The sequence below is a fragment of the Acinetobacter sp. YH12145 genome (genome assembly GCF_013418335.1).
Classification (GTDB): domain Bacteria; phylum Pseudomonadota; class Gammaproteobacteria; order Pseudomonadales; family Moraxellaceae; genus Acinetobacter; species Acinetobacter amyesii.
The window spans coordinates 118,055-128,975 of record NZ_VPCE01000013.1 but is presented as its reverse complement, the minus strand read 5'-3'; the positions used below and the strand labels follow the sequence as shown (position 1 = coordinate 128,975).

General features: G+C 40.6%; 12 protein-coding genes and 1 rRNA gene. 6 read left to right on the top strand and 7 right to left on the bottom strand.

Annotated features, from left to right (window positions below):
• Nucleotides 1-104: ribosomal RNA gene (gene rrf / locus FTU80_RS13435) — 5S ribosomal RNA — on the top strand; the annotation flags it as partial.
• 137 nt (nt 105-241) lie between these two features.
• Here the strand turns inward: rrf and FTU80_RS13430 are convergent.
• Nucleotides 242-1,615 carry a dihydrolipoyl dehydrogenase gene (locus FTU80_RS13430; RefSeq protein ID WP_180085591.1) on the bottom strand — a complete coding sequence of 458 codons (1,374 nt, stop codon included), beginning with the start codon at nt 1,613-1,615 and terminating at the stop codon, nt 242-244.
• Nucleotides 1,616-1,756: 141 nt separating this feature from the next.
• On the opposite strand from FTU80_RS13430, the gene FTU80_RS13425 reads away from it, so the two are divergent.
• Nucleotides 1,757-3,973 (top strand): Ig-like domain-containing protein, encoded by a 2,217-nt coding sequence (locus tag FTU80_RS13425; protein ID WP_180059456.1) that lies wholly within the window; start codon nt 1,757-1,759, stop codon nt 3,971-3,973.
• Between the two features lie 155 nt (nt 3,974-4,128).
• Here FTU80_RS13425 and FTU80_RS13420 read toward each other — a convergent pair whose 3' ends face one another.
• Both FTU80_RS13420 and FTU80_RS13415 read right to left on the bottom strand, forming a co-directional pair.
• Nucleotides 4,129-4,551 carry a beta-lactamase hydrolase domain-containing protein gene (locus FTU80_RS13420; protein ID WP_180085589.1) on the bottom strand — a complete coding sequence of 141 codons (423 nt, stop codon included), beginning with the start codon at nt 4,549-4,551 and terminating at the stop codon, nt 4,129-4,131.
• Nucleotides 4,544-4,879: a TIGR01244 family sulfur transferase gene (locus FTU80_RS13415; RefSeq protein ID WP_078191321.1), complete on the bottom strand. Its 336-nt coding sequence runs from the start codon at nt 4,877-4,879 to the stop codon at nt 4,544-4,546. Before FTU80_RS13415 ends, FTU80_RS13420 begins: the two co-directional genes overlap by 8 nt.
• A gap of 124 nt (nt 4,880-5,003) precedes the next feature.
• Between FTU80_RS13415 and FTU80_RS13410 the strand changes: the two genes are divergently transcribed.
• The 3 genes from FTU80_RS13410 to FTU80_RS13400 are packed head-to-tail and all read left to right on the top strand — an operon-like array spanning nt 5,004 to nt 6,773.
• Entirely contained in the window at nt 5,004-5,900 is an 897-nt protein-coding gene (locus tag FTU80_RS13410; RefSeq protein ID WP_078191320.1) for an alpha/beta hydrolase, read from the top strand.
• Nucleotides 5,901-6,332: a thioredoxin TrxC gene (trxC, locus tag FTU80_RS13405; protein WP_078191319.1), complete on the top strand. Its 432-nt coding sequence runs from the start codon at nt 5,901-5,903 to the stop codon at nt 6,330-6,332.
• Nucleotides 6,333-6,353: 21 nt separating this feature from the next.
• The gene (locus FTU80_RS13400) at nt 6,354-6,773 is read left to right on the top strand and encodes an acyl-CoA thioesterase (RefSeq protein ID WP_078191328.1); all 420 of its coding nucleotides are present in this window, start codon (nt 6,354-6,356) and stop codon (nt 6,771-6,773) included.
• Between the two features lie 66 nt (nt 6,774-6,839).
• Here FTU80_RS13400 and FTU80_RS13395 read toward each other — a convergent pair whose 3' ends face one another.
• From FTU80_RS13395 to FTU80_RS13385, 3 genes are all read right to left on the bottom strand, one after another.
• Nucleotides 6,840-7,340, bottom strand: coding sequence for an ester cyclase (locus FTU80_RS13395; RefSeq protein WP_180085587.1), 501 nt, complete (start codon nt 7,338-7,340; stop codon nt 6,840-6,842).
• 132 nt (nt 7,341-7,472) lie between these two features.
• Nucleotides 7,473-7,976 carry a DUF4442 domain-containing protein gene (locus FTU80_RS13390; protein ID WP_180085585.1) on the bottom strand — a complete coding sequence of 168 codons (504 nt, stop codon included), beginning with the start codon at nt 7,974-7,976 and terminating at the stop codon, nt 7,473-7,475.
• Between the two features lie 27 nt (nt 7,977-8,003).
• Nucleotides 8,004-8,492 (bottom strand): YajQ family cyclic di-GMP-binding protein, encoded by a 489-nt coding sequence (locus tag FTU80_RS13385; protein WP_078194203.1) that lies wholly within the window; start codon nt 8,490-8,492, stop codon nt 8,004-8,006.
• A gap of 92 nt (nt 8,493-8,584) precedes the next feature.
• Here FTU80_RS13385 and FTU80_RS13380 point away from each other — a divergent pair, with 92 nt between their 5' ends.
• Nucleotides 8,585-8,899 carry a rhodanese-like domain-containing protein gene (locus tag FTU80_RS13380; protein ID WP_078194202.1) on the top strand — a complete coding sequence of 105 codons (315 nt, stop codon included), beginning with the start codon at nt 8,585-8,587 and terminating at the stop codon, nt 8,897-8,899.
• Between the two features lie 34 nt (nt 8,900-8,933).
• On the opposite strand, the gene mnmC is transcribed toward FTU80_RS13380, so the two are convergent.
• A complete protein-coding gene (gene mnmC, locus FTU80_RS13375) occupies nt 8,934-10,889 on the bottom strand; it encodes an FAD-dependent 5-carboxymethylaminomethyl-2-thiouridine(34) oxidoreductase MnmC (RefSeq protein WP_180085583.1) in 1,956 nt (651 codons plus the stop codon).
• Between the last annotated feature and the right edge of the window lie 32 nt (nt 10,890-10,921).

Below are 10,921 nucleotides of genomic sequence, written 5' to 3'. Positions count from 1 at the left end.
TAGCAAGAGTGAACCACCTGATCCCTTCCCGAACTCAGAAGTGAAACCTCTTAGCGCTGATGGTAGTGTGGGGTTACCCATGTGAGAGTAAGTCATCGCCAGCTCATTATTCGAAAACACCCCCTGATATCTCAGGGGGTGTTTTTTTATGCCGGGAAAAAGGGAAAGGAAAAAGATAGAGGGGGATACGGAAATTAAGCGTTGGATATCCAACGCTATAAGTTTACATAGAGCGATAAAATTATCTTAACTGACGTCGTGCATGCTTTAATGCTGTTCTTAACCCTTCTTCTAAAGTTGGATGATAGAAAGGTTTATTCAAAATTTCATGTATGCTTAGTTCTTCTGAAATCATCCAAGCAAGCAAGTGTGCTAAATGTTCAGCTTCTGCACAGAATAGCTCAGCTCCTAATAGTGTATGGTTAATTGTATCCACATATACTTCGGCAGCCCCTTTATTTTTAGCAGCAACAATCGCACGACCTTGTTTTTCGTAAGAAACGAAACCAATGACGAATTCTGTGTTTTTATCTTGTAGTTGCTTATAGCTTTGACCAATAGTTGCCATTTGTGGTGTAGAAAATAAGATGCCTAGAGGGGTTAATGTCTTGATGGATTTAATTTTTGGAAAGTTTAAACAGTTTTGTACTGTAAATTTACCTTCATGAGCTGCTTCGTGTTGGATAGGGGTATTGGTATGTGCATCACCGACAATAAAAATTGGATAATCAGCTAGTTGTTTTGTATCCGGATTGATCGGTAAATTTTTAATATCTTTAAATTCTGCACTTATACGTTCTAAACCTAAGGTATTTAATAATGTACGTCTGCCAGTTGCAGCTAAAACATAGTCAATTTGTAGCGACTTTTGTACGTTTTCTTCAGTATAGGTTAAATGAACTAGATCGCCTTCAAGAGAGTAATGTTCAGGTAAAATTTCAAACTTTAGCTTTAATTCTTTACTTAACTCTTCCTGTGCGAGCTTTTGTAATATGGGGCTAGTCAATGAGCCAATTTTTCGACTACGTGCAAAAACAGTGGTGTTTACATTAAGCCGTGTTAAAGCCTGCGCTAATTCCAAAGCGATGACGCCACTTCCAATAACTGCGACTGATTTAGGGAGTTGTTCTAATTCAAATATCTGATCTGATGTAATTAATTTATCGCCTAATATTTTTTTTTGTTCAGCATCTATAGCAGGAGTTGTACCTACAGCAAGGATAAATGACTTAGCTTTAAATGTTTGGTTGTTTACTTGAATGGTATTTGAATCAATAAATTCAGCTTTACCTGAAATTTTATGCTGGCTTGGCCAACTTTCAACATCTTTTAACGTGGCTCGTGTAAAACGATTACGTAAGGTTTGAACATGTTGCATGACGCTAGAGGTATCAATTTCACTTTTGACATCTAGGCCTAAATTATCAGCATGTCGTATTTCGTACATACGGTTGGCAGTAGAGATAAGTATTTTACTTGGCATACAACCGACGCGTGCACAGGTAGTGTCCCAGGGACCATCATTAATGATAAGGATATTTTGTGTTTTTTTAATTGCTTCTTTATAGGCTGAAATGCCTGCTGTTCCTGCACCGATAATGATGATGTCGTACATAAAATTCTCCTTCATTCTTCAAATTTAACATATCAAACATTTGTATTCCTTGTGTTTACATAAAGCTATAATTATGGTTACATAGCAACCAATAAATATTTATAACAACTCTATATATATTGAGGGTTTTGGGGGAATTCCATGCAAAAAAAACAAGTGACTATGAAACTGTCAGCTGTAGCTTTAGCCGTATTGTTGGCAAGTTGCGGTGGTGGTGGTAGTGATGGTTATTTTAATGAAGGGGCAAATTCTGGTGGTTCTTCAACAAATCCCAATACTGGTGAAGAAGTCAAATCGCTGAATGCTAGCGCAATTCAGCTGAAAGATTTGAATGGTAATTCGACTACGGTTATTACTGCAGAGGGTGTAACAGCTACTGTAAAAGTGACAGATCAGTCTGGAAATGGTGTTAGTGGAGCAATCGTTACATTTACTTCAACTGGTGGAGTCACTTTTGGCAGCTCTAATGCTGCAGTTGTGACTAATGCAAACGGTGAAGCAACTATTTCAGTAACACCTGAAAATTTGAGCAGTACAGGTGCCTACAAAATTTCAGCAAGTGCTGAATATGATGGTAATACCGTTACAGCAAAAGATGCAGTCTTTAGTTTACAGTCATTAAATGTTGTCTTATCAAATATATCTGCTGCAGCTGCTGGTCTTTCATCTGGCGCTTCTACAAATATTACTTTAAAAACTTTAAATCAAAATTCTCAAGCGCAAAACAATGTAACGGTGAACTTTACTGCAAGTTGTGGAACATTCGATCCTGCATCTGTAATTTCATCAAATCAAGGCAATGTTATTACTTCATATAAAGCCATTGCTTCGAATGGTGATTTATGTGAAGGCCCTGTTGTTGTTACAGCATCTTCGCCAAGCAGCTCAGCCACTGTTACAACAACACTTAATATTGCAGCGGTAGCAGCAGATTCTCTAGTTTATACAACTGCCGCTGATGTTAATTTAGGTATAAAGAGCAGTGGATCTGCAGCATCTAACTCTATTGAGTTTACGCTTTATGCTAATGGTGTTCCTGCAAAAGATAAAGACGTAGAGGTCTCTTTGGAAAAAGCGCCAAATGATCTTAATTTTGTGACATTGAATAACCGCGCTACCCAAATATTAAAAAGTGATTCTAAAGGTAAAATTGTTGTTAATTTATATCCAGGTAATATTCCAGGCCCTGTAGAGATTAAAGCAACATTGGTCGCATCTCCAACTGTATCAGCAATTTCTAAAGGCGTGAAGGTTTCTTCTGGACGCGTTACACAAAATGGTGTCAGTCTATCTGTTTCTAAACAGTCTTTACGTACAGATATTGATGGGGATGTTGCAACGATCGTTGCCCGTATGCGTGACCGTACAGGTAACCCTGTACCGAAAGATACAGTCATCAGTTTTGTCAGCGAAGGCGGTAAAGTTGATTCAAACTGTATGACGGATGATAAAGGTGTTTGCTCTGTGACTTTAACGACTCAGAGCCCAAGACCTTTAGATAACCGTGTGACTGTTTTAGCCTATGTTGAAGGTGACAAGAGTTATATAGATAATAATGGCGACAATTTATATACAGCAGGCACGGATACCTTAACTGATAATATTGGCGATTTCTTTAAGGATGATAACGAAGATAATCTACATAGTGTAGGTGAATTCATTTATCAAAAAGCCGCTGGTGCATTACAATGCGCGATTTCTAGCTTTGCACAACCGAATATCCCAAATACTTGCGACAGTGGTCTAAGTGCAGTACTCCGCCAACAATTGGTATTCTCTTTTGCACACGACACACCAACATTTGTTTGGAATACAGGATTTGATAGTAATGGGTTCATTACAAGTGGTTCAGGCAATTTTAGCTTCCAAGTGTTTGGCAACTCGCAAAAAACAGTGCCGATGCCATCAGGTACAACTATTTCTGTAGCAGTGAAAGATAATAGTGATTTTCAACCTAAAGCTAAACTTCAATTAGATGCTACAGACTCAACTAAACAAATCTTGAAAGTTTCAGGGGCAGAACCAAATACTACTCTAATTGTAACCATTGATAATATTGATTATGCTGTAATAATTGATTCAACTGGAATGGGGAGTAAGGGGGGGATTGCATCAACTGTGACGGGCACTCCTGAAATCGCTTATAAAAATTTATCTTGTGAAGCTGAAATTAGAAGTGGAAATTTAACCGTTCCGAATACTATGGCTTTATTAACACCAAGTACATTCGCAAATAATGGAAATGACCTAGTGAATTACACAGTTCGCTTGAAAGGCTGTACAGCAGGAGATGATGTAAAAATCATTTCAAGTGTTCCAGGCGGTAAGAGCGTAACATCTTGGTTAAATATTAAATAATATAAAAATAAAAAACAGCGCTTCGGCGCTGTTTTTTATTTTAGGGACTGAGAATTTAAAGTGTAGTCCCGACACTTACACCAACGGTTGGACGTACATTCATAGAATTACATCCTGTTAGTAATAATGTTGTAAATAAAACTGTAAACACGAATTTAGTCATTGAGCAAACCTTGAGACTTAGCTTGATTAAAAAGAGCTGTCGAACGAGAGCCGCTACGACAAATCATCAAAATGGGTTTAGGAAGCTCATTATAATATTTGGCAAATTCTTTCACGTCTGTTTGAGAAATTTTACCGCTTTGTACAGGTTGATATACAACACTCACATGAGACTTTTCAGCAATGCCTCTTAACTGTAAAACAGTCACTTCATTGCCCGCCTCACTATCTGGTCGATTCACAATTACAGATTTAAATTTAAGTTGTTTGAGTAAACTTGAAAACTTATCTGTGGTCATTTGTCCAGAGACACTTAAATTTGCATTTAAGGGCTGACTGTTATTATCAGCAAATGTGGGTGCCGAAAAGATGCATGTTGCGATCAATAAAGCTTTTTGAATGAAAGCCTTAGTCATCCAAAAGATCCATCTGTTTTGCTAGTTGATATAGGTTATTTGAACGGTTACCTGTACGGCAGAACATGAGTACTGGCTTTGGCAATTCATTAAAATGATTCGCAAAGTTACGGACATCTAGCTCAGAAATTTGACCCGCAACAACCGGTTGATGAACATAGTCTAAACCAGCGCTACGTGCTGCTTCTTCAATTTGAGCACTGGTTGGTTGCTCAGGACCACCTTCCATGTCAGGGCGGTTATTGATAATCGATTTAAAGCCTTTTTCAACCACTTGCGCTACATGTTCTGGGCCGATTTGACCTGCAAAACCAACATTTTCGCTCATTGAGTCACTCCATAATTTAATTCATAGATTTATGCTTTATGATAGCATTAAGCACAAACTTGAGCAGAATGTTCTTAAATTTTTATAAGCGATTACAACCATAAAATAACGCAATGGAGCGCGTATGCACGCCTATACAGTCGAACCACTGTATGTCAAAAGCGGACAAGATGTTATAGCTGCTGACTTTTATCGTCCAAAATCTGTTGAAAAACCTGCAGTCATTCTCATGGCACATGGTTTGGCGGCATTACGCCAGTTTAAATTAGTGCAATATGCCAAGCGCTTTGTACAAGCGGGCTATGCTGTCGTGTTGTTTGACTATCGCTATTGGGGGGGTAGCACGGGGCGTCCGAGAGAATTAGTGAACCTTAAAGCTCAACTTGAAGATTGGCGGACCATGATCGATCATTTACAGCAGCGTAAATCGATTGATTCAAGGCGCATTGTATTATGGGGAACATCGCTGAGTGGTGGTTATGTACTCAGTTTGGCGGCAGAGCTTAAAAATATTAAAGCGGTGATGGTACAAGTTCCATTTGTCGATGGCGCTGAAAGTGCAAAATTGTATCCCTTACAGCAATTACCCAAAGCGTTAAAATTATCGAGTCAGGACTATATGGGCTCTAAAGTTGGGATGAGCCCAACGACTTTACCCGTAGTTGATCCGCATCGATTGTGTTTTTTACAGTCTGAAGACAGTTATGCGGGCTATTTATCGATTGTAAATCCTGATTTTTATTGGAGTGGCGAAATTCCGGCTCGGGCCTTTTTTAAGTTAATCCGTTATCGCCCAATATTGGATGTCCGTAAAATTAGCATACCAGTACTTTTTATTGCAGCCAAAGAAGATAGTTTGATTCCCATCGAATCAAGCCGAGAAACTGCGACCAATATTGCACCGTATGTGCAGTATTATGAGTGGGAAATGCAACATTTTGATATTTATCACGGGCAATGGTTTGAAAAAGCCATGGCAACCCAATTAGAATTTTTACATCAACATGTTGGAGTCAGCTAAATGATCGTTGTGTGTCCTGAATGTGGTGCAAAAAACCGTGTACCTGAAGAAAAACTCGAAGTTGGACCTGCATGTGGTCAATGTCACCAAGCATTGATTCCATTGGCGCCCATCGAGTTGAATGAAAAGAACTTTGCAAATTTTATTAGCAATAGTGATTTACCTGTGCTGATCGATTTATGGGCTGAGTGGTGTGGACCATGTAAGATGATGGCGCCACACTTTGCACAAGTTGCAAAATCAAATCCGAAGGTGGTTTTTGCCAAAATTGATACCGAAGCAAACCCTCGATTGAGCGGTGCATTTAATGTTCGTAGTATTCCTACACTGGTTTTGATGAATAAAACCAACGAAATTGCTAGAATAAGTGGTGCAATGCGTGCTGGTGAGTTACAACAATGGCTCAACCAGCAGTTAAATCTACCTCAATAAATGTCAGCGCCAGGAGCTAAAGTGTCAGAAACTCATGTAAAACCTGAAGGAACGCTTTCCCTACAAACCATCGCGATGCCTGCAGACACCAACTGGAGTGGTGATGTTTTCGGTGGTTGGATCGTGTCACAAATGGACTTGGCCGGTGCAATTCACGCAGAGCGTTTCAGTCAAGGACGCTGTGCAACGATTTCAATTAACCAAATGACCTTCCTCGTTCCTGTGAAAGTCGGGGATGTCATCAGTGTATATACCAAAATTTTAAAAGTGGGTAATACCTCTATCCAAATGCAGATTGAAGTTTGGGATAGCCATGACAGCTCACGTGATCCAATTCGCGTAACCGAAGGTGTGTTTACATTTGTCGCTGTGGATGTGAAAGGTGCTAAGCGTCAAATTCCTGCAGATGCAAAAGCTAAATTTGCTGCAGATCAAGCTTAATTAAAGTTAGACGCAATAAAAAAGCCGCTCAATCGAGTGGCTTTTTTATGAATAGTGACGGAGAAATTAGAACATTGTATTTGAATTGGCACTGGTTTCAGGAATGCTCTGTTGCACATCCCAATGTTCGACGATCTTGCCATTTTCAACACGGAAGATATCAATAATGGCTTCTCCACGGTCTTGCTTATTCTGCGTAGAGTGCACATGTAAATAGACCAAATCACCTTCGGCAGCAGCACGTTTGATCTGGTTTTTTGCTTCAGGATTTTGTTTAAAATACTGGGTGAAGTAATCGACAAATGGCGCCTTGCCATCAGGTACATGCGGATTATGTTGAATATATTGGTTGCCAATATATCGGTCAGCATACGTCTTAACCTGATGTTTAAGAAAGACACCTTCATAAAAATCAATCACGATTTTCTTATTTTCCGCTGCTTGGCTGGTTTGAATATTGCTATCAGCCGCTTGATTTGGAGTCGTTGGCGTAGCAGGAATATTACTTTGACATGCAGTTAAAAAAACCGCCATGCCGATGAATGAAAGGGGAATGATTTTTTTCATAAAGTGCTCAATATATTTGTGTCGTGCAAGCATATTGAGCGGAATTACGGCGTATAAATAGTAAAAAACAGTCTTGATTTTGCTGAAATTTGGTAAAACTTATACTTACCTAAAAGTAAGTTTTATTTACATTTATTTATTTTTCAGAGCGGATTTTGCCACCCACGCCCAAAGCATTTCACATTGAATCGGTGCTTCACCAGATTCATCGGTGACTAAGACCTGTACTAAAGTTTCACCTTTTTCTGTGCTTTGCATTTGTCGTTGCTGTTCGGGTGTAAGCGTTGCGATGGCTGTCATCCCACCTTGGGTTGGACGTTTAAAATCAACTTTGAAGCTTTTAATAAGGACAATGGCACTGTCTGGGACGTTCATTGCTGTGACAAAGCCTGTGGCTGTTTCTGCGATCAGCGCCATGGCACAGGCATGTACTTGCCCGATATGGTTTTGCATCGCCTTATGATTGGCGATGCTCACCTCAACACGCTCAGGGCTGACATGTTGATAACGAATTTTAGCGGTACCGACCATAGGCACGACACGACCAAAAGCTCGACTGAGCAAACGACTTTGAATACCTTTGGGTAATTTAGAGCTTGCTTTGACCAGTTTATTTAAACGATTTGGATGTGCCATATTGACCTCAATGGCAGTTGTGCTGCCTTAATCTTTAAAGTTGTTAAATTGAAGCGGCACACCAAACTGTTGCTCTTTTAAGAACGCCATCACTTGTTGCAAAGTGTCACGCTTCTTGTCAGTCACACGAATTTTGTCGCCTTGAATAGAAGATTGCACTTTAATGCCGCTTTCTTTAATGGCTTTATTGATTTTTTTTGCAGTATCAGAGTCAAGACCGTCTTTCAGTTTGATCACTTGAATGACGTTTTTACCAGAAGCCGTCATTTTTTGTGGATCGAGTGCTTGAATGTCGACTTTACGTTTGAAGAAATGATTTTCGAGCATGGTATACACTTGCTCACATTGGAAATCGCTTTCTGTTGAGATTTTGATTTCCTTATTTTTCTCATTTAACTCAATTGAAACGTCTTGACCACGGAAGTCAAAACGCGTCGCAATTTCTTTTTGCGTGTTTTGAACTGCATGATTTACTTCAAAAACTTCTAATTCGGAAACAATATCAAAAGAAGGCATAGATTAGACCTTTACAAAGGGAAAGAATATCTGAGATGCTAGGGATGTTTTCTTCATTTGCCAAGTGTTGTTTACATCAAAAGGAGTGCGCAATGATCCGTAAACAAGAAATTACAACATTTGAGTTCCCAGAAGACTCGATTATCTGGGATGTTCGCGATGCAAGTGCTTATGCTGAAGCACATGTGAAAGGTGCGGTTAACCGACCGATCAACGCATTGTCATCAGATGCACTGACTCAGGTGTCAACGGATCAACCCATTTACATTTTATGTGGTGGCGGAAGTAAAGCTCCACGTGCAGCAGAGTTACTAGAGGGTTTTGACAGCTCACGTGAATATGTAATCTTAATGGGCGGCACGCGTGCTGCTCGTGATGCCGGTCTTCCTTTGGAACAAGGGAAATGAGATCGAATCAAAAAAAGCGCCGAAAGGCGCTTTTTTATTGCAGGTTATTTTTTTGAGGTGGAGATGACAGCATCTGACCCTGAAAATAAGGCTTCTTAGTTTTTTGTTTGGCTTTGGCGCGTCGTATAAAACGTGCTGCATGAATTTTATCGAGTAGCTGTGTTGGAATAGGGCAGGCTTCTTTTAAGACCAACGCGGCAATGATTTCACTACAGAGCGGGGCATACAGGAAACCTTTAGAACCGAGTCCACTACAGCTATAAATTTGCTGATCTTCATGGACTGCACCAATTACCGGGAAAAAGTCTTTTGTCTGTGCGCGAATTGCGGCACGTCCTTGCCATTGCTCAATCGGTGCTAGGGTTTTGGCAAAGTCGGGGAACACATTGTGGATAAGTTCATAGTTATGCACATGATCTTCTGTGAGAACGGCGGTGTCATCACGGCCGGGATAAAATGACGCGCCCATAATCATCTGTTCGGCATCCAGTTGCATACAGTAGCCCCCATAACTATAGGCGGTATGCATATCCATTTGTTGAGCGGGGTTGTTCAACCAACTGACTTGTCCACGAATGGCACGCAGCTCTGGATAATCTGTTTGTAGCTGCATACTGTCACGTGCCGCACAGAGAATGACATGCTCGGCAGATGGAAGCTGCTGATCCTGTGTAAATAGCGCAACGCCATTTTGTTGTTGCTCAATGCGTTGAATATCTGCTTGTAACAATTCAATGTGTGGATGTGCCAAGATTTGGTCACGAAGCTGATGTGGACTGACTGCGCCTGCTTGTTTGAGGAGCAAGGTTGGATATGTTGAGGCTAATTGATTTAGCGTGCCTTCTTCAGCCGCTAACACCTCTGAAGGATAAGCTTGAGCTAAATCAAGGTGCTCTGCTTTATTTTTTAAAATAGATTGGTGAATCTGTAAGGGACGAAATGCCTTGAAGTTTTGATAATGCTTGAGTGCATATAACCAGCTCAAGGTCATCAAATGTTCAGCACTTTGTTCAATTGGACAGAGTTTAGGGTTGAGTAGGGCAAGAGGATTACCCGATCCACCGCTGAGTGGTGCTGATTTCTCGTAAATACGCACTTGATGCCCGCGTTGAGCAAATGCCCAAGCACAGCTTAAACCGGCGATGCCAGCGCCAATAATCGCGATTTGACGGGGCTTATGACCTACAGTGATTTCAGAATTTTTTTTTTCGTCTAAGGTGGGTATGTCAGCAACTACGGATTGATCATCTAACTTTTCAGGTGCGAGCCAAAAAGCTTTGAGCATTTCACGCTTATGCGCAAAGCCACGTGGTCGTGTAATGGTAATACCATGCTCACGTAAGCCGCGTTTGAGTACACCTGCCACACTAAATGAGGAGAAGGTCGTCCCAATGTCTGATAGACGCACGATATTTTTGAGTACGTTTTCTTCCCACATGTCAGGATTACAGGCGGGTGCAAAACCGTCCAAGAACCATGCATTGACCGTAGCAGTTTTTGCCATGACGGGAAAAACGTCGTGTGCATCGCCTAACCAAAGATCAATTGAAAAACGTTCTTCTGGAAAATTGAGTCGATGACATCCCGCAATGGGTTCAGGATATTGCGCAATCAGTTGCTGTGCCAAAGGTTGTAATTCAGGCCATGCATTTAATGCACGAATGAGGTCTGCTTTAGATAAAGGGAATTTTTCTACAGAAATGGCATGCAGATGACTGTGATTATCTGGACGAACCTGTTGCCATAATTGCCACAAGGCCAAAATATTTAAGCCTGTACCAAAACCTGTTTCGCCGACACTGAAATATTCAAAATCAGTCAGTGCCGCAAGGCGAGTGTCGAGGTCATTCCCTTTTAAAAACACATGACGTGTTTCGAGTAGGCCATTGTCCTTCGAAAAATACACATCACCAAACTGTTTAGACACTGGAATATCAATGCCATCGATCATTTGCCAATCGAGATCGGCAGTCTGAATTGCACCTGACAAAACTCAAGCAACCTTTAAATTGAAGTAGAAAA